This window comes from Chelatococcus sambhunathii (assembly GCF_001418005.1).
In the GTDB taxonomy this organism is placed as follows: Bacteria; Pseudomonadota; Alphaproteobacteria; order Rhizobiales; family Beijerinckiaceae; genus Chelatococcus_A; species Chelatococcus_A sambhunathii.
In genome coordinates this window covers 87,438-106,954 of sequence record NZ_LIOL01000003.1, presented here as the reverse complement: position 1 = coordinate 106,954, position 19,517 = coordinate 87,438, and the positions used below count along the sequence as shown (strand labels likewise).

The 19,517-nt window shown below is 67.4% G+C and carries 14 protein-coding genes; 13 read left to right on the top strand and 1 reads right to left on the bottom strand.

The window, feature by feature from the left end; genetic code table 11:
• Window positions 1-16 precede the first annotated feature (16 nt).
• From ASC46_RS07075 to ASC46_RS07015, 13 genes are all read left to right on the top strand, one after another.
• Entirely contained in the window at window positions 17-2,194 is a 2,178-nt protein-coding gene (locus tag ASC46_RS07075) for a glycosyltransferase family 2 protein (RefSeq protein ID WP_055458600.1), read from the top strand.
• 2 nt (window positions 2,195-2,196) lie between these two features.
• Window positions 2,197-3,558, top strand: a complete 1,362-nt coding sequence (locus tag ASC46_RS07070) for a glycosyltransferase family 4 protein (RefSeq protein ID WP_055458599.1) — start codon at window positions 2,197-2,199, stop codon at window positions 3,556-3,558.
• A 40-nt stretch (window positions 3,559-3,598) separates the two neighbouring features.
• Window positions 3,599-4,786: a polysaccharide pyruvyl transferase family protein gene (locus ASC46_RS07065; RefSeq protein ID WP_055458598.1), complete on the top strand. Its 1,188-nt coding sequence runs from the start codon at window positions 3,599-3,601 to the stop codon at window positions 4,784-4,786.
• Entirely contained in the window at window positions 4,786-6,000 is a 1,215-nt protein-coding gene (locus ASC46_RS07060) for a hypothetical protein (RefSeq protein WP_055458597.1), read from the top strand. Before ASC46_RS07065 ends, ASC46_RS07060 begins: the two co-directional genes overlap by 1 nt.
• Before the next feature lie 50 nt (window positions 6,001-6,050).
• The gene (gene galE / locus ASC46_RS07055) at window positions 6,051-7,046 is read left to right on the top strand and encodes a UDP-glucose 4-epimerase GalE (RefSeq protein WP_055458596.1); all 996 of its coding nucleotides are present in this window, start codon (window positions 6,051-6,053) and stop codon (window positions 7,044-7,046) included.
• 189 nt (window positions 7,047-7,235) lie between these two features.
• Window positions 7,236-10,163, top strand: coding sequence for a PAS domain-containing protein (locus ASC46_RS07050; RefSeq protein ID WP_082464741.1), 2,928 nt, complete (start codon window positions 7,236-7,238; stop codon window positions 10,161-10,163).
• A gap of 234 nt (window positions 10,164-10,397) precedes the next feature.
• On the top strand, window positions 10,398-12,266 hold the full coding sequence (locus ASC46_RS07045; RefSeq protein WP_055458594.1) for a TRAP transporter large permease: 1,869 nt from the start codon (window positions 10,398-10,400) through the stop codon (window positions 12,264-12,266).
• A gap of 38 nt (window positions 12,267-12,304) precedes the next feature.
• On the top strand, window positions 12,305-13,312 hold the full coding sequence (locus tag ASC46_RS07040) for a TRAP transporter substrate-binding protein (RefSeq protein WP_055458593.1): 1,008 nt from the start codon (window positions 12,305-12,307) through the stop codon (window positions 13,310-13,312).
• 169 nt (window positions 13,313-13,481) lie between these two features.
• A complete protein-coding gene (locus tag ASC46_RS07035; RefSeq protein ID WP_055458592.1) occupies window positions 13,482-14,285 on the top strand; it encodes an SDR family NAD(P)-dependent oxidoreductase in 804 nt (267 codons plus the stop codon).
• A 3-nt stretch (window positions 14,286-14,288) separates the two neighbouring features.
• Window positions 14,289-15,146: an IclR family transcriptional regulator gene (locus ASC46_RS07030; protein WP_055458591.1), complete on the top strand. Its 858-nt coding sequence runs from the start codon at window positions 14,289-14,291 to the stop codon at window positions 15,144-15,146.
• The gene (locus ASC46_RS07025) at window positions 15,143-16,762 is read left to right on the top strand and encodes an acyl-CoA synthetase (RefSeq protein WP_055458590.1); all 1,620 of its coding nucleotides are present in this window, start codon (window positions 15,143-15,145) and stop codon (window positions 16,760-16,762) included. The genes ASC46_RS07030 and ASC46_RS07025 overlap by 4 nt, the downstream gene beginning before the upstream one ends.
• A gap of 10 nt (window positions 16,763-16,772) precedes the next feature.
• Window positions 16,773-17,528: an SDR family NAD(P)-dependent oxidoreductase gene (locus tag ASC46_RS07020; protein ID WP_055458589.1), complete on the top strand. Its 756-nt coding sequence runs from the start codon at window positions 16,773-16,775 to the stop codon at window positions 17,526-17,528.
• A 10-nt stretch (window positions 17,529-17,538) separates the two neighbouring features.
• Window positions 17,539-18,378 carry a PCC domain-containing protein gene (locus ASC46_RS07015; RefSeq protein WP_055458588.1) on the top strand — a complete coding sequence of 280 codons (840 nt, stop codon included), beginning with the start codon at window positions 17,539-17,541 and terminating at the stop codon, window positions 18,376-18,378.
• Between the two features lie 18 nt (window positions 18,379-18,396).
• Here the strand turns inward: ASC46_RS07015 and ASC46_RS07010 are convergent, their stop codons facing one another.
• On the bottom strand, window positions 18,397-19,500 hold the full coding sequence (locus tag ASC46_RS07010; RefSeq protein WP_055458587.1) for a substrate-binding domain-containing protein: 1,104 nt from the start codon (window positions 19,498-19,500) through the stop codon (window positions 18,397-18,399).
• Window positions 19,501-19,517: the final 17 nt, after the last annotated feature.

The window sequence follows — 19,517 nt, the reverse complement described above, 5'->3', positions numbered from 1 at the left end:
CAGGGGGAGAGGATCAATGACCGACCAGGCGGACCTGCCCATCGACGGCGAGACGGCGCTCGCCGCGCCCATCGGCGAGGAATTCGTGCTTGTCCTCGGCGTGGCCGATGCCATGCCTCAGACGCTCCAGGTGCTGCTCAACGGCGACCCGGCGATGTGCATGGAGGCGACGGTCGTCTCCTGGCGCCGGCCGGGCGCGCCGTCCGACGCCGCGGTCGGATTCGTGGCCGCCATACCGCTGCAGATCAACGGGCGCCTGCGTCTCGGCTCCGTCGTCATGCGGCGGGCGGGGCGGCCGGCGCGCTTCACGCTGATGCGCCGCGCGCTGCCGCTGCCGCGGCTGCTCCACCTCATGGCTGGCGATGCGGGCGACGCCTTCGCCGAGGCTGTCGACGGGCTCATCCAGGCGCTGATGGCGGGCAAGGGCAGTCAGCGGCGGCTCGCCGCGGCGCTCACCATGCTGCAGGTCGCGGCGCGCAACGACGGTTTCGTCGAGGTGATGGGTGCTCTCGATACGGGCGAGATCTACCTGCAGGGATGGTCCACCGAACTGCCGGCGGATGCGACGCGCCTGCTCGTCTCGCACGAGGGCTTCCTCGTCGGCGATTTCGTCGCCGCGACGGTGCCGCGCGAGGACCTCGGTGGGAACGGCCGCGGCTTCGTCGGGCTGCTCGATCCAGGCAAGGTGCCCGTCGAGGCGGATGCCTTCGAGCGCCTGTTCTTCCGGGGTGCTGAGGGCTGGCGCGCGCTCGACATCTACGAGCGGCGCGTGCTGCTCGCTTCGACCGACGTACCCGCGCACATCCGTGACGTGTTGCCGCGCGCCGAGGCGAGCCCCGAGACGCTGCGACAGCTGCGCCGCGCGGCGCAGCGTTTCGATGGCCGCGACACCGTTTCGGCACTGCAGAAGCCGATCCGCCTCGGCATGGACATGGTGGCGGAGGTCCCAGGCGGTGGCATGCTCGTGTCGGGCTGGATGCTCGATCCAGACGGGCTCGTCGACACGATCGCATTGCGCTGCGGCACCATGGCCGAGGGCATCAATGGCACCTGGACGCGCCTGCCGCGACCGGACGTGACTCATGCCTTCCAGAACGATCCGCTCTTTGCCGGGCGTGTCGATCCCGCACGTCACGATCACGGCTTCCTCGCCTTCGTGCCCGGCGTCTCGGCGAGCGACGGCGCCCCAGCCTATTTCGAGCTGGCGATCGGCGAGGACACGATCGCCTTCTACCCGCTGACGGTCACGCGCGGCCTGTCGCGCCGGGCGCTCGAGCGCCTGATGTCGGCACTCGATCCGCACACCGCGACCGCGTCGGTCGCCATCGAGCGCCACATCGGGCCGATGCTGCAGGCCATGGAGCGGCCCGCGCCGCGGGTCGTCGAGACGCGCGACTTCGGCTTCGACGAGGCGGCGCCGCTGGCGCTCGTCGTCGGCGCCGCCGGCGAGCCGGAGGAGGCGGCGGTCGCCCTCTGCCTGCTGGCGCTCGATCCGGAGACGCGCAACGTCCCGATCATCCTGTCCGTGCCCATCGGCCATGCCGACCGCATCGGCGCCGACGCGCAGCGTCTCGCCGGCTTCTACGGGCTGCGCCTCAGGCTCGTCGTTGCGGAGGGCATCGAGGACATGTGCGACGCCTTCGAGGCGGCCGTGGGCGCCACGAGCGCCGAGACGCTCGCCTTCCTTTCCGCCTCGGTGCTGCCGCGCGAGGCCGGCTGGCTGTCGCGCATGGAGCGCGCCTACCGGGCCCGCGGCGGCAAGGTGCTCGTCAGCCCCACCATCGTCTTCGAGGATGATTCCATCCGCTTCGCGGGAACGTGGCTCGAGACCGAGGATGGCGAGCGGCGGCTGAGCGACCGCTACATCGGCTATCCGCGCGACGTGGTGCGCAACGCCGAACCGAGTGACGTCGTCGCCGGTACGGTGGCCTGCTGCATGCTGCCGCGCGCCGCCATGGAGGCCGTCGGGGGCTTCAACCGGTCCTATCTCGGCGCCACGGAAAAGGGACGTGACCTGTGCCTGCAGCTCAAGCTCGCCGGCACGCCGTCCATGTGGCTGCCGGAGGTCGAGATGATCGCTGCGGAAGAGAACGCCGGCGCCATCGCGACACCGTGGCAGAAGCTCGCCCAGCGTGCCGATAGCTGGAGCTTCAACCGCCGCTGGTCGCTCCTTGTCGCCAACATGCGGGGGTGAAGATGACCGATCGTTCGAGAGCCGACCGTCAGACGCCGCGTGCCGCGAACCATCCGCTGCGCGTGCTCGTCGTCTCGCATGGCCACCCGAGCTTTTCGCTCGGCGGCGCCGAGATTGCATCCTACAACCTGCATAAGGGGCTCAACCGCATCGATGGCGTCGGCTCGCGCTACCTCGCCCGCGTCGGCCATCCGGTCGCGCGCCACGGCGCGACGGCACTTCTGAGCCTGCGCCAGAAACAGGGCGAGATCCTCTACCACGCCGACGAATACGACCATTTTCTGCTGTCGAACCGCAATACGGAGGAGATCGAGCGCGATTTTCTGCGCGTGGTACGCGATCTCAGGCCGGACGTGGTGCATTTCCACCACTTCATCGGCCTCGGCCTCGAATGCCTCTATGCCGTCCGGCAGGCACTGCCCGAGACCTTGATCATCGTCACCTTCCACGAGTTCCTCTCCATCTGTCACCACCACGGGCAGATGGTGAAGACCGGTGGCGCCAAGCTCTGCAACCGCGCTTCGCCGGCGGATTGCAACGCCTGCTTCCCTGACATCTCACCGGCCCGTTTCCTGCGGCGGGAGCATTTCGTGCGGGGCCTCCTCGACGTTGCGGACCATTTCGTCTCGCCGAGCCGCTTCCTCGTCGAGCGCTATGTCGACTGGGGGCTCGACGCCTCGCGCTTCACTGTCATCGAGAATGGGCTCGACATCGCCGAGCCTGCGCCGCCGCGGCCGCTGCCGGCGGGCGGGCGGCGCTGCCGCTTCGCCTATTTCGGCCAGATCACGTCCTTCAAGGGCGTCGACGTCTTGCTCGATGCGGTCGGGCGGATTCCTGAAGCGGTGTGGGGCGAGGATGCCCAGCTGATGATCTTCGGCGGCAACCTCGAGCGCCAGCCCAAACCCTTCCAGGAGAAGATCGAGGCGCTGATCGAGCGGGCCGGCCCGCGCGTGCGCTTCTACGGCGCCTACCAGAACAGCGAGATGCCGCGCCTTATGCGTTCCATAGACTGGACGATCATCCCCTCCATCTGGTGGGAGAACTCGCCCATCGTCATCCAGGAATCCTTCTTCCACGGCCGCCCGCTCATCTCGAGCAACATCGGCGGCATGGCCGAGAAGATCACCGACGGCGTCGACGGTCTGCACTTCCGCGTCGGCTCGTCGGAGGACCTCGTCGACCGCATGGTCGAGGCGCTGACGGACGAGACCCTGTGGGAGCGGCTGCGCGCGCGCATCACCCGCCCCATCGACTACGAGGAATGCGCGCGGCGCCACCTCGATCTCTACAACGCCGTCGCCGCGGAGCGCGCCGCGACCCGGGCCACCGCCGCGGTGCCCTCGGCGGCGGCGCGCAGCGCCTGAATTGTCCATCGTAACGCCACAGGTGAAAGGGAGAGGTCCTATGGCAAGAATTCTCGTGATGATCCCCTCGGGAGAGGTCTACGATCACGACTGCGTCCGCTGGTACCGCTACAAGGATGTTCAGGCGCACATCAACCATTATCATAACATCGGCGACGCCTTCGTCTTCGATTCCTCGCTGAAGCTTCTCAACTACGAGAAGCTCGACGTGCTGCAGATCGCCAACCCGAACCTCGACGACATCGACCGCATCAACCGGGAATACGACTACGTCTTCCTGCGCGGTTCCAACTACGTGCACAAGGACATGAAGTGGAGCCGCACGCTCGAGGTCCTGCAGCGGCTGAAGATCCCGGTCATCGCCTTCGGCATCGGCGCCCAGGCACCGGTCAAGGGCAAGATCGAACTGTCCGACGAGACGAAGACCGTGCTGCGCATGATGGCGGATTCCACCACCTCCATCGGCGTGCGCGGCGCCTATTCGGCGCAGGTCCTGTGGGACATAGGCATCCGCAACGTGCGCATCGTCGGCTGCCCCACGGCCTTCCGCCGCAACGACCCGAACCTGGCGATCACCCTGCCGCCGCTGGAGAAGGTGAAATACGCCGGCATCACCATGCGCCGTGAGGTCTCGCCGGCCTATGCACAGGACATCAAGCGCTATCTCACCTTCCACCGCGACCTTGTGAAGTCGCTGGCCCAGCGCTTCGACGTGGTCCTGATGGCCCAGGGCGAGGTCGAAGAGAAGAAGATCGTCTTCGGCACGCCCGAGCAGAAGGAGGAAGCCTTCGAGGCGCTGCGGGCCAACAAGTGGGTCTCCGAGTGGTATCTCGACGAGGTGATGGAGAAGCTGCACCGCGAGCGGCTGTTCTATTCCGACGTCGTTGCCGACTACGAGGCGCTGGTGCAGCAGAAGGATATCGTGCTCGGCTACCGGCTGCACGGCAACCTGATGGCCCTGTCGAACGGCACTCCATCCATCTATTTCACCTACGACAGCCGCACGGTGGAATTCGCCGAGACGTATCAGATCCCCAGCTTCGACGTCTTCTCGGGCAAGGACTTCGTGCTCGAGGAATATTGGGACCAGTCATTGTTCGACAAGTTCAACCGGGCTTATCATCACACCTATCGCGAGATGCGCCAGTTCCTCGTCGAGAACGGCGCCGACACCAAGATGGTCGACGTCATGCAGAAGACGCCGGAGCCGGCGCGCAAGGTGGCGTGATGGCGGCCAGCGCGAGGGGGGTAGCCACCGCTGTCATTGCAGGAGCGCTCGCGGGTGCGATCGCGACCGGGCTCATGCCCGGCGCGGCCCGCGCCCAGACCTCCGGCGGCTATTCCCTCGCGCCGACGGGGCCGGTCGAGACCGTGTTCGACTGGTCCCGCGACGCCTGCGTCAAGAGCCACGTGCCGGATGCTCCGGCGCGTGCCTTCCGCAACGCGGATGGCGAGGTGCGGCTGATCATCAGCCACAACGACAACCGCGCGCTGCTCGGCCCCAGCCTCGATGCGGTGGTGCCGAGCTGCGCGGTGATCTACGAAGCCAACCGCTCGCCGAAGCTCGCCGCCTTCGACGACCTCAGCTGGATCAGCAGCGTCTATACGGGCGACGGGCGCACGGTCTATGCGCTGGCCCACACGGAGCTGCGCGGCGAGCGCACCCCGGGCCAGTGCCCGGCCGGCAAGTACAGCGCCTGCCTGCTCAACACCGTCACCGGGCTCGTCTCGCGTGACGGCGGCCGCAGCTTCCGGCCGGAGGGGGAGGGCGGCCCGCCCGTCGTGGCGACCTTGCCCTACGACTTCCCGACCGATCGCACGGCGCGCGTCGGCTACGCCAATCCGACCAACATCATCAAGCGCGACGGCTGGTACTACGCCTTCATCTTCGCCGACGGCTACCGGGCGCAGAAGCGCGGCGCCTGTCTCATCCGTACGAAGAACCTTAGCGATCCGGCGTCTTGGCGGGCGTGGAACGGGCGCGATTTCTCCGCCCGCTTCGTCGATCCTTTCCGCGACGAGGTGACCGATGCCGACGCGCACACCTGCACGCCAGTGGCGACGCGCATCATCGGCCGCATGATCGGCGGGCTCGTCACGCTGCGCGATAGCGGCGAGGTGATGGCGGTGTTCGGCGACAAGCGCAAGATGCCGGACGGCCGCGTGGTCGAGGGCTTCTTCACCTCCACCTCGCGCGATCTCATCGAATGGAGCGAGCCGCGGCTCGTCATGGCGGCCGAGCTCCTGTGGGACAAGTCGTGCGACGAACGGCACGCCTATTTCTACCCCTCACTCATCGACCCCGATGCGAAGACCTTTTCCTATGAGGATTTCGGCGAGCGCGGCTATCTCTATCTCACGCGTTATCAACTGAGAAACTGCAAGGTCACGTGGGATCGGGATCTCGTCCGCGTGCCGGTGGAACTGAAGCGCGGTGGCTGATAAGACCGGGCAGGACACATGCAACGACGGATGATCTCAAGAGGGCGGCGATGACGGTTCTGGTGACAGGCGGTGCGGGCTATATCGGCAGCCACATGGTACTCGCCCTGCGCGATGCAGGGCGCGAGGTCGTGGTCCTCGACAACCTGAGCACCGGCTTCCGCTGGGCGGTGCACCCGGAGGCCGCCTTCGTCGAGGGCGACTGCGGCGACGAGGCGCTGCTCGGCAAGGTGATCCGCGAGCACGGCGTCGATGCCATCGTGCATTTCGCGGGCTCCATCGTGGTGCCGGATTCGGTCGCCGATCCGCTCGGCTACTATCTCAACAATACGGTCAGGTCGCGCGCGCTCATCGCCGCAGCGGTGGCGAACGGCGTGCCGCGCTTCCTCTTCTCCTCGACCGCCGCCGTCTACGGCGATGCGAAGGAGAGCCCGATCGTCGAAGCGGCGCCGCTCGATCCCGTCTCGCCTTACGGCACGTCGAAGCTGATGACCGAGATGATGCTGCGCGACACGGCGCGGGCGCATCCGCTGAAATATGTCGCGCTGCGCTATTTCAACGTGGCGGGCGCCGACCCGGCCGGTCGCTCCGGCCAGTCGAGCCCGCGCGCCACGCATCTCATCAAGGTCGCGACGCAGGCGGCGCTCGGCGAGCGCACGCATCTCGATGTCTTCGGCACGGACTATCCGACGCCAGACGGCACCTGCCTGCGCGACTACATCCATGTGAGCGACCTGGCGCGGGCCCATGTCCTCGCCCTCGACTACCTCGCTGCCGGGGGCGAGAGCACGGTGTTCAACTGCGGCTACGGGCGCGGCTATTCGGTGCTCGAGGTCATCGAGGCGGTCAAGCGCGTCTCCGGCGTCGATTTTCCGGTCAACCATGCGCCGCGCCGGGCCGGTGATCCCGCCGCGCTCGTGGCCGGTGCCGGGCGGATCCGCGAGACGCTCGGTTGGAAGCCGGAGTTCGACCACCTCGACACGATCGTGGCACACGCGCTCGCCTGGGAGCGCAGTCTCGCGGCCCGGCGGCAGGCCGCGGAATAGGCGACGGATCCCATCTTGCGCCGTGCGCAACAGACTTAAGTGTTGCTTCACGTTTTTCCTGCTGACCTAATGCCTAAATCGAGGGCAGCGGGCCCGGCGACGGTCGACGGCAGTCCGCCGTCGGCACGGGCGGGTGGCCGTGCGGGTGCGGTAACGGCCCCGGCTCGGCCGGGGCGGTGAGACGTCGAGATGCCGAGAAGGAAACGCCGCCTGGTACGGCGGGTGCCATCCGCGAGCGATGCCTGGTCGGCTCCCCGTCTCAGGCGGCAGGTCAACGACCTCTCGCGGCGGTTCGACAGGATCATCAACGGCACGCCGCAGATGCTCTGGACGAGCCGCGCCGACGGCAAGGGAGATGCCTTCAACAAGGCCTGGCACGATTTTGTAGGCGTCCCGCCCGGCACGATCACGTCGGACAACCTGGCGCAATGGATCCATCCGGACGACCGCGCCAGGGTCCGACGTGCGTGGCGGCGGGCCTTGAGCGCACAGGACGGATACGAGATCGACTATCGCCTCCGGCATCACTCCGGCGCCTATCGATGGGTGACGGCCCGCGGCGCTCCTACCTACGACGCCGATGGCCGGATGGAGGGGTGGCTTGGGACGACGATCGACATAGACGACCGCAAGAAGGCCGAGCTGCTGCTCGCGCTGAACGCCCAGCGCTACCGCGCGCTGCATGAGACGAGCGCCATGGTCCTGTGGATCGCTTTACCGGACGGGCGCGTGACCGAGCAATGGGGCTGGGCGTCGGTATCGGCGCAGGAGGGCGACGATTTCCGTGATTGGGGCTGGCTCGCGGCGGTCCACCCCGAGGATCGTCAGCGGGTCATGGCGCGCTGGCAGACGGCGCTGGCCGGCGGGTCTGTCTATGATGCCAGTTTCCGGGTGCTGACGCGCAGCGGCGACTTCCGCTGGGTCGAGGCACGGGCCGTGCCCGTGCGGGATGCTGACGGGGCAATCCGCGAGTGGGTGGGCAAGCTGTCCGACATCCACGAGCGTATGGAGGCAGAGGAATCCCTGCGGGCCAGCGAGGAGCGGCTGCGCCTCGCCGTCGAGAGTACCGCGCTCGGCATCTGGGATGCCGATTTCGTCACCGGCAGGCGTGAATGGAACACGCAGGCGCGCGCCATCCTCGGTCTGCCCGACGAGATGCCGGTTGATCGCGATTCCTTCCGCGCGCGTGTTCACCCGGACGACCGCGAGGAGGTCGAGCGGCGCTTCTTTGTCGACAGCCCGGCCGACGGCTCCGTCTATCGCGGCGAATACCGGATTCTGCGGGCGGACACGGGTGAGGAACGATGGGTGGCGGCGACGGGACGCACCGTTGTTGACGGTCGCGGGCGGCCTGTCCGCAAGATCGGTACCGTTCGCGACATCACGGAGCGGAAGAGGTCGCTGCAGGCGCTAAGTAGCAGCGAGCGCCGCCTGAGGCTGGCGCTGCAGGCGGCGCGGATGATCGCCTGGGAACAGGATCTGACGACGGGTTTCGTCACCCGCAGTGAAAATGCGGTCGGCATATTGGGGATCGGCTCTGGACCGGTCGAGGAGATCCTCGCCTGCATTCACCCCCAGGATCGGCAGCTCAGGCGCGATTTCCTGCGCTCGCCCGATTGCGGCGACACCATCGAAATCCGCTACCTGCGGCCCGACGGGCAACGCCTGTGGCTCGCCATCCGCGGCGAGCGGGTGGGGAACGACCGCCTCGTCGGCGTCACCTTCGACATCACGGCGCAGAAGCAGGCGGAGGAGGAGGCCTGGCGCATGGCGAGCCTCGATGGCCTGACGGGTCTCAGCAACCGCGCCTCGTTCCAGGAGACGCTGGAGCATATATGCAGCGGTATGTCCGGTGAGGCCCCGGCCTTCAGCCTGCTCCTCGTCGATCTCGATCATTTCAAGGACGTCAACGATACGCTCGGCCACGATGCGGGCGACCAGTTGCTGATGGAGGTCGGTGCCCGCCTGCGCCGGGCGGTGCGCGCTGGCGACGTGGTGGCGCGGTTCGGCGGCGACGAATTTGCCGTTCTCGTGCGTGAGCCGCCTGCCGCCGGCTGGGCGGAGAAGCTCGCCGAGCGCATCCGCACGACGCTCCTCGCGCCCTTTGCAACCCGTGGGCGGACGTTCGCGACGCGGGCGAGCATCGGCATCGCGACCTTTCCCCACGACGGGGCGAATGCCAAGGATCTGCTGAAGAGCGCCGACATCGCGCTCTATCGCGCGAAGGCCGAGGGCCGCAATCGCTTCGTCACCTATACGCCCGCCCTGCGTGCGGCCGTGGAGGAACGCATCGCGCTCGTCGAGGACGTGCGGCGCGGCCTCAGGGCCCGCGAGATCGTGCCCTACTACCAGCCCAAGGTCTGCCTCGCCTCCGGGCGGATCGTCGGCTTCGAGGCGCTGGCGCGCTGGAATCACCCGGATCGCGGCCTGCTCACCCCGGCATCGTTCAGCGTCGCATTCGAGGATCCGGAGCTGTCGCGCGCGCTCGGCGAGCAGGTCCTCGCCTGCGTCACCGCGGACATGCGCCATTGGCTCGATCATGGCCTCGCCCCGGTGCAGGTTGCGGTCAACGTCTCACCGGCCGAGTTCAGCGATCGCCGCCTCGCCTCCTCCATCATGGAGATGCTCGACAGGCGAGGAATACCCGCCCGGTGGATCGAGGTGGAGATCACGGAGGCCGTCTTCCTCGACCAGATGCTGGCCGACGCGGCGGCGACGCTGCAAGAGCTCCACGCCGCAGGCTTCTCCATCGCCCTCGACGATTTCGGCACTGGCTACGCATCGCTGAGCCATCTCAAGCGTTTCCCGATCGACCACATCAAGATCGACAAGAGCTTCATCCACGAGATCGAGCGCAACGAGGACGACGAGGCGATCGTTTCGGCGGTGATCCACCTCGGTCATCGCATGAAAATGCAGATCACGGCCGAGGGCGTCGAAACGCTTAGCCAGGCCAGCCGGCTGCATGAGCTCGGCTGCGACAATGCGCAGGGCCATCTCTACGCCGGGGCGATGAGCGCCTGTGACGTCACGGCCTTTCTGACGCGCCTGCCGGGCGACGAAAGCCGTGCTGCTCCGGGACGCCGCGGGCCGGCGGCGCGGGCCGGTGGCGGCTGATCCCGAGGCGGGCCAAGTCTGGCGAGGGCGTCCGGATGGGCTCAAGCCCACCGGACGGATGTTGTAAGTCCACGATACGGACCTTCCGCGCTGCAGGATCAGTATTGCCTGCCTCGCCATTCCGTGCGATGACTGCTCTCCTACGCCATCAAAAATCATAATGTGGAATCGCGTGCCGCCTCGCCGTCATCAGGGCGGGTGGGCCGGAGAGGAAAACGGGAGGAGGCGCGCAGGATGGCTGCCGCGAACAACGACTCTTTGGTGCTCGAGACGCCGTCGGAGGTTGTCGATGCGCGGCCGGGCTCGCGCCTGATGTGGCCGGTCGAGTTCGTGGCGTCGGTTCTGCTCGTTGCCGTCGTCGGCCTGCTCCTTATAGGGGTCGTGTCGCGCTATGTGCTGTCGCTGCCGATCGTGTGGATCGATGAAGCGGCGTCGATCTCGTTCCTCTGGCTTGCCATGCTCGGCGCGGCGATCGCCATCGACCGCAACGAGCACCTGCGCCTGACGCTCTTCCTCGGCCTCATGCCGGAGAGGGCCAGGGCCTTTGTCAGCACGCTCGCGCTCGTCATCGTCGCCGCCGTCCTCATGGCACTCATCATGCCGGCGGTCGAATATGTCGAAGAAGAATGGTACGTCACTTCGGCGGCGCTCAACATCCCGATGAGTTTCCGCGCTTCGGCGCTCGTCGTCGGGCTCGTGCTCATGTTCGCGCTCGCGGTTGGCCATGCGGTGCGGGAATCGACGCTGCCGAACCTTGCCGGCGCGGTGGCGCTCGTCGCTGCCTTCGGGCTGCTCGGCTGGCATTTCTCGCCTTTTTTCCTGTCGCTCGGCAATCTGAACATCCTCATCTTCCTCGTCTGCGTGGTCGCCTTGTGTCTTCTTGCCGGCGTGCCGATTGCCTTCTGCTTCGGCATGGGGACGATCGCCTTCATCCTCTTCAGCACGCATGTGCCGGTGATCGTGCTCATCGGCCGCATTGACGAGGGCATGTCGAGCCTCATCCTGCTCTCGGTGCCGGTTTTCGTGCTGCTCGGCTGCGTGCTCGACGCGACCGGCATGGGCAAGGCCATCGTCGAGTTCATGGCCTCGCTGCTCGGGCACGTGAAGGCGGGCATGTCCTATGTCCTGCTCGGCTCGCTCTTCCTCGTCTCCGGCATCTCCGGCTCCAAGGTGTCCGACATGGCGACGGTGGCGCCGGCGCTGTTCCCGGAGATGAAGCGTCGCGGTCACAAGCCGCGCGAGATGATCGCGCTGCTCGCCACGGGTGCGGCGATGGCGGACACGGTGCCGCCCTCGATCGTGCTCATCGTGCTCGGCTCGGTGGCGGGCGTCTCGATCGCGGGGCTGTTCACGAGCGGATTTGTCATTGCCATGGTGCTGCTCGTCGTGCTCGCCGTGCTGGCGCGCATCAAGGCGGCGCGCGAGAACATGGAGGGGGTCAGGCGCGCGCCACTGGCCGTCGTCGGCAAGGCGCTCATCGTCGCGGCGCCGGCGCTCGTCCTGCCCTTCCTCATCCGCGGCGCGGTCGGAGGCGGTGTCGCGACGGCCACCGAAGTTTCCACGATCGCGGTGCTCTATGCCATCGTCATCGGCATCGTGCTCTATGGCGGCATCAGCCTGCGCAAGTTCTACAGCATGCTGGTGGAGACGGCGGCGCTCTCGGGCGCCATCCTGCTCATCCTCGGCACGGCCTCGGCCATGGCCTGGTCGCTGACGCAGACAGGCTTCGCCAACCAGCTTGCCGGCTACATGACGGACCTGCCGGGCGGCTGGTTCTCCTTCATGCTCGTCAGCATCGTTGTGTTCCTCGTGCTCGGCTGCGTGCTCGAGGGGCTGCCGGCCATCGTGCTGATGGCGCCGATCATGTTTCCCATCGCGGCGCGGCTCGGCATCAACGACATCCACTATTCCATGGTCATCGTGACGGCGATGAACGTCGGTCTCATGGCGCCACCCATCGGTATCGGCTTCTACATCGCCTGCAAGATCGGCGACGTCTCGCCGGACGAGGCCATGGCGGCGATCTGGCCCTATCTCGGCGCGCTCGTCGTCGGGCTGTTGCTGATCGCGGCCATTCCGGCGCTGTCGACGGCTTATCTTTGAAAACATTAAGAAGACGTCCAATCAGGAGGAAACGACCCATGAAGATCTCTCGTCGCACGATGCTTGCAGGCACCGCTTCGGTCGCCTTCGCCGGGACGCTGAAATATGCCGGCGCGCAGACCGCCGAGTTCAATTACAAGTACGCCAACAACCTGCCGCTGACGCATCCCATGAACAAGCGCGCGCAGGAGGCGGTCGAGAAGATCCGCGAGGAGACGAGCGGTCGCGTCTCGATCCAGATTTTCCCCAACAATCAGCTCGGCGCCGACACCGACATGCTGAGTCAGGTGCGCTCGGGCGGCGTCGAGTTCTTCACGCTGTCGCCGCTCATCCTGTCGACGCTGGTGCCCAACGCCTCAATCAGCGGCATGGGCTTCGCATTCCCCAACTACGACGCTGTCTGGCATGCCATGGATGGCGACCTCGGCAAATATGTGCGCGGCGAGATCGAGAAGGCCAATCTCGTCGTCATGGACAAGATCTGGGACAACGGCTTTCGCCAGATCACGAGTTCGACCGGGCCCATCAACACGGCCGACGATCTCAAGGGCTTCAAGATCCGCGTGCCGGTGAGCCCGCTGTGGACCTCGATGTTCAAGGCCTTCGAGTCGGCACCGGCGAGCATCAATTTCGCCGAGGTCTATTCCGCCCTGCAGACCAAGATCGTCGACGGGCAGGAGAACCCGCTCGCCATCATCGCCACCGCCAAGCTCTACGAGGTGCAGCAGTACTGCTCGCTCACCAACCATATGTGGGACGGCTTCTGGTTCCTCGCCAACAGGCGCGCCTGGCAGCGCCTGCCGGAGGACCTGCGCACCATCGTGGCGAAGAACCTCAACGATGCGGCGGTGAAGGAGCGCGCGGATGTCGCCGCCCTGAACGCCTCGCTGCAGGAGGAACTGACCGGCAAGGGCATGAAGTTCAACAAGCCCGAGCCCGACTCCTTCCGCAAGAAGCTGCGCGACGCCGGCTTCTATGCGGAATGGAAGAGCAAGTACGGCGACGAGGCGTGGGCGATCTTCGAGAAGGCGATCTCGCCAGCGTAACCGGTCTGGAGCAGGTCTCTCAAGGAGCGACGGGCGCTAGTCGCACCATGAGGGTAGGCTTCTTCCTCCCCTCGCAGGCGAGGGGAGGTGAAGACCTGCGTCGGTCCGTGTCGTGCTCGTCGCGGCGGGCCGGCAAAGGCGAAGTTCATCACAAGGGAAGACATCGACCGTGGCCGATCGACTGAAGGGAAGATGCGCGATCGTCTTCGGCGCCGGCTCGTCCGGCCCCGGCTGGGGCAACGGCAAGGCCACCGCCGTCGCCTTCGCCCGCGAAGGGGCGAGGGTTGCCTGCGTCGATCTTGCCGAGGCGGCCGCGGCCGAGACGGCGGCGATCATTCGCGCGGAGGGCAACGAAGCCATCGCGCTTGCAGCGGACGTGACGAGCCTCGCGTCGGTCGAGACGGCGGCTGCCGCCGCGATGGAGGCGTTCGGCGCCATCGACATCCTGCACAACAATGTTGGCGTCACCCACATGGGCGGCCCGGTCGAGCTTGACGAGGAGCGGTTCCAGGCCGCGCTCGACCTCAACATCGGCTCCGTCTATCGCACCGCCAAGGCCGTGCTGCCGCACATGTTGACGGGTGGCGGCGGCGCCATCGTCAACATTTCCTCGCTCGCGGCCATCCGCTACGTCGGCTATCCGTATTTCTCCTACTATGCCACCAAGGCGGCGGTGAACCAGGCGACGGTGGCCCTCGCCATGCAATATGCCCGGCAGGGCATCCGCGCCAATTGCATCATGCCCGGCCTCATCGACACGCCGATGATCTACAAGCAGATCTCCGGCCAGTACGGCTCGGTCGAGGAGATGGTGGCCGCCCGCAACGCGCTCGTGCCGACCGGCCGCATGGGGACGGCCTGGGACATCGCCGCCGCGGCCGTCTTCCTCGTCTCCGACGAGGCGCGCTTCATCACCGGCGTGTGTCTGCCGGTCGACGGCGGCCAGAGCTGCGCCGTCGGACCGATGTCCTGAGCCATGGCCCTCGCGCTGTCCCGTGATCGCGACCAGACCGGGGCGCAGAGCGTCGACAGGGCGCTTGGCCTGCTCTCGATGGTCGGGCGCCACGCCGACCGGGGTGCCTCGCTCACCGACATTGTCGAGGAGAGCGGCCTCAACAAGCCGACCGCGCGCCGCCTGCTGCTCGCGCTGATGCGTGCCGGCCTCGTCGAGCAGGACGAGACGAGCCGCCGCTACTACCTTGGCGAGGAGGCCTATGTGCTCGGCTCGCTGGCCTCGCGGCGCTTCGGCCTGCTGCAGGTTGCCATGGAAAGCCTGACGCGGCTGTCGAAGCGCACGGAGGATTCGAGCTTCCTGTCGGTCCGGCGCGATACCTTCTCCGTGTGCCTCTACCGCGAGGAGGGCACCTATCCGGTGCGCACCCATGCGCTGCAGGCTGGGTTCGAGCATCCGCTCGGTGTCGGTGCCGGCTCGCTCGCCATGCTCGCGGCCTTGCCTGACGAGGAGGTGGAGGCGGTGCTGGCGGCGAACGAGTCCGTGCTCAAGGCGAAATATCCCATGCTGCCGGCATCGCGCATACGCGAGGGCGTGGCGGCGACCCGCGCCCGGGGGTTCGCGCTCAACCCCGGGCTCATCTTCGCCAATTCCTGGGGCATCGGCATGGTGGTGCGGGGTCCCGACGGCCGGCTCGCCGGAGCGCTGTCGATCGCAGCTATCGACAGCCGCATGCAGCCCGAGCGCCAGAGCGAACTTGCCGGCTATCTCGCGCTCGAGGTGCGGGTGGTCGAGGAGCGCCTCGCCCAGATGTTCGCGACCCGCGGTTCGCCGCGCGGACAGGCCGCCATGAGGAATCAGGTCAGGAGATCGCCACGATGACGATGACGCCACCCGGAGGGGTTGTGCCCTGTTCCACGCGGGTGATGAACCTCTCCCATTTCCTTACCCAGACGGCGCGGCGCAATCCGGACGACATCGGTTTCGTCTGGCGCGAGCAGCAATGGACCTGGCGGGAGATGGAGGCGCGGGTTGACGCCATGGCGGCGGCCCTGCGCGACCGCTTCGGCCTTCGCAAGGGCGACCGGGTCCTCATCCAGTCCGCCAACTGCAACCAGATGTTCGAATCGATGTTTGCCTGCTTCCGCCTCGGTGCGGTATGGGTGCCGGCGAACTACCGCCAGTCGCCGGAGGATGTCGCCTATCTCGCCAAAGCAAGCGGCGCGCGCGGCCTCATCTGCGGCGCAGGCTTCCCCGACCATGCGCACGCCTGTCGCGAGGCGGCGCCGGATCTTGCGTTCACCATCGCCATCGGCCCGGCGGACTTTGGCGAGGATTACGACGCCCTCGTTGCGCAGCACATCGGCCGGACGGTGCCGAGCGTTGCGGTGGAGCGAGACGATCCGTGCTGGTTCTTCTACACCTCTGGCACCACCGGGCGCCCGAAGGCGGCCGTGCTCACACACGGTCAGATGGCCTTCGTCATCACCAACCATCTGTGCGACCTGATGCCGGGCACGACGCGCGAGGATGCGTCCGTCGTGGTCGCGCCCTTGTCGCACGGGGCGGGTGTGCACCAGCTCGTGCAGGTGGCGCACGGGGCAAAGACCATCCTGCTACCCACGGACAAGCTCGACGTGCCGACCGTCTGGCGGCTCGTCGAGGAATGGCGGGTGACGAATCTCTTCACGGTGCCCACCATCCTCAAGATGCTGGTGGAGGACGAGAGCGTCGGCCGATTCGACCACTCCTCGCTGCGCTACGTCATCTATGCCGGCGCTCCCATGTACCGCGAGGACCAGAAGAAGGCGCTCGCAACGCTCGGGGCGGTGCTCGTGCAATATTTCGGCCTCGGCGAGGTGACGGGCAACATCACCGTGCTCCCGCCGGTCTACCACAGTCTGGAGGACGGACCGCAGGCGCGCATCGGCACCTGCGGATTCGAGCGCACGGGCATGCAGGTCGAGATCCAGGACGATAATGGCAATCCCGTCGCGCCGGGCGAGACGGGTGAGATCTGCGTCATCGGCCCGGCCGTCTTCGCCGGCTACTACGACAACCCCGAAGCCAACGCCAAGGCCTTCCGCAACGGCTGGTTCCGCACCGGCGATCTCGGCCATATGGCCGAGGACGGCTTCGTCTACATCACCGGCCGCGCGTCGGACATGTACATCTCCGGCGGGTCGAACATCTACCCGCGCGAGATCGAGGAGAAGATCCTGCAGCATCCCGACATCGGCGAAGTCGCGGTGGTCGGCGTGCCAGACCCGCTGTGGGGGGAGGTGGGCTATGCCGTCTGCGTCGCCCGGCCGGGCGTCGCGCCCGAGAGCCTCGGGCTCGACCGGTGGCTGGACGGCAAGATCGCCCGCTACAAGATGCCCAAGCGCTTCATCTTCTGGGAGGCCCTGCCCAAGTCGGCCTACGGCAAGATCACGAAGAAGATGATCCGGGAGGAGCTGGAGCGGCGCGGCGAGATCGCCAGCAAGGCCCCAGCGTGAGGAGGGCGCGATGAGCAATAGCGAGAAGGGCGCCGTCGCCGTCACCGGCGGCGCCTCCGGCATCGGTCTCGAGACGGCGCGATTTCTCGGCGAGCGCGGACAAGCCGTCTTCCTCATCGACATGAAGCGCGAGGCGCTCGATTCGGCCTGCCGCGACCTCGGCCTGCCCATGGTGCACGGCATCGCCTGCGACGTCACCGACGAAGTCGGGATCGAGACAGCCATCCGGACGATCACGGCACAGCATCGCCTGGCAGGCGTCGTCAACTGCGCTGGCATCGCCCTCGACCGCCCGGCGGTGGAGACGAGTGTCGCCGACTTCCGCCGCATCGTCGACGTCAATCTGACAGGATCCTTCATCGTCTCGCGAGCCGCGGCGCGCCACTGGCTGGCAGCGAAGGAGCCGGGCGCTATCGTCAACATCACCTCCGTGTCGGGCCTCACCGGAAACAAAGGCCGCAGCGCCTATGGCGCATCGAAGGGCGGGCAGAACCTGCTGACGCTCGTCATGGCGACCGAGCTCGGCGCAGCCGGTATCCGCGTCAATGCGGTCGCGCCGGGGCCCGTCGACACGCCGCTGACGAAGGCGGTCCACACCGAGGATGTGCGCCGGCAATGGATCGAGCGCGTGCCCCAGCGGCGCTACGGCACGCCGCGCGAGATCGCCGGGGCGGTCGCCTTCCTGCTCTCGGAGGATGCGGCCTATGTCAACGGCCAGATTCTCGCCGTCGACGGCGGCTTCATCCATGCGGGCCTTGTGCCCTGAGGAGGTTCCGATGCGCAGCATCCGCCACCCGGGGCCCGTCTCCCGCGAACGCTTCTTCGCCGTACCGTGCGCGGCGGTGCCGCTGCGGCTGACGCTTGCCGCCGGCACCAGCATCAACGAGGCGGTCGGCCGCGCCTTCGCGGAGGCCGGCCTTGCCGGCGGCTACATCCGCCTCGCCGGCGCCCGCGTCGATCCGATACGCTACGTTATTCCCGCCGCCGCGCCGGACGATACGCACGCCGCCTGGTACAGCGAAACCTTCGCGCCCGCGGGCGTGACGGTGATCGAGGATGCCGGGCTCGTCGTCGGGCGCCGCGATGGCGAGCCGTTCCTGCACTGCCACGGTCTCTGGACGCCGGCGGGCGGCGAGCGCCGCATGGGCCATCTCCTGCCGCTCGATTCGTGCCTGTGCGAGCCCGTCGAGGTCGCCGCCTGGGGCCTTGCGGGTGCGCTCTTCGATGTGCGGGAGGATGAAGAGACGAACTTCCGGCTGTTCCGCGCCGTGCCCACCGAGATGGCGCAGCACGACGGCGCCCGCGCGATGGCCTGCACGATCAAGCCGAACGAGGATATCGTGCCGACCATTGAGCGCATCTGCCGCGAAAGCGGTATCGCCGATGCCTCGGTCCACGGCATCGGCAGCCTCGTCGGCGCGACCTTCACCGAAGCACCGGAGATGGCCTCCTACGCGACCGAGGTGCTCGTCACCGCGGGCTGCGTGCGCGCCGGCCGCTGCGATCTCGACATCGCGCTCGTCGGCATGGACGGCTCCATCGGCGGTGGACGCCTGCGGCACGATGGCAACGCGACCTGCGTAACCTTCGAGCTACTCATCGTGGCGGACGCCTGAGAGGCAGGCCGCGCCGCGTCATGCGGGATGAGCGACGCCGGCGCCGGTGGGGCGACCCGCCGGCCGCGACGGTATGTCCTTCAGCGCGTCGAGCGGGCCGGCGAGGGCCGTGCGCGGCGGCACGAGCTCAGGCGCCACCAGATGGATCTGCGCCGCGGCCGCGGGATCCGCGATGATCTCGAAGGCCCGGGCCAGCATGGCTTCGACATCCTGCCGGATCATGATGACCGGGAAGGGCAGGAAGGACGCGAACGGGTCGTAATCGTAGCAGCCCACCACGAGATCCTTGAATGCGGCGTCCGGGAAGCCCGCCATGAAGCGCAGGAAACCTTCGAGATTGATGGTTGAATTGATGATGATGGCCCTCGGCAGCCGTCCCTCGCGCGCGAAGAACGCCTCGAAGGCGAGCCGCGTGTTGTTGGCCGAATAGCCCGTGGGCTGGATGCAGACGTCGGGGTCGGCGCCCAGCAGCGTGCGCTTGACGGCGCGGAAGCCGCGGATGCGCTCGCGGCTCGCATGGTCGTCGCGCCCGCCGAAGATATAGAGCTCCTCCGGGCGCAGTGGTTCCGTCGCGGCGCAGTGGCGGATGACGGCCTCGGTAAGCCGGCACGCGCCGTCATAATTGTCGCTGATGATCGAGGGGGCCCGAGTGCCCGGCAGGTCGATGTTGACGTGCCTGAGCCCGGCCTTCTCGCAGATCTCGTGTACGCCATCGGGGTCGGTCGCGCCGCAGATGAAGAGTTCGTCCACCGAATAGGCGATGAGGCTTTCCGCCGTCTCGCGCTCGGCCCTCGGGTCGCGGCTGGCGCTCGCCACGATCGGACATTCGCCGCGCGCCCGCACCATCGCCTCGAAGGTCTGGGCGAGCGACGAGAAATAGCGGTTGTCGTAGAGCGGCAGCAGGAGGCCGACGAGGCCGGAGCGGGAGCGTCGCAGGCCGCGGGCCTGACGGTTGGCGGTGTATTGCTGGCTATCGGCGAGCTTGAGGACGAGCGTGGCGGTCTTCTCGCTGATCCGGCGCTTGCGCCACGAGCCGTTGAGCACCGCGCTCACCGTCGACGGCGAGCAGCCCGACAGGGCCGACAGGTCGTAGATCGTCTTTCTCTTGCCGCTTCTCGTCATGGCCGATCCGACTGCCG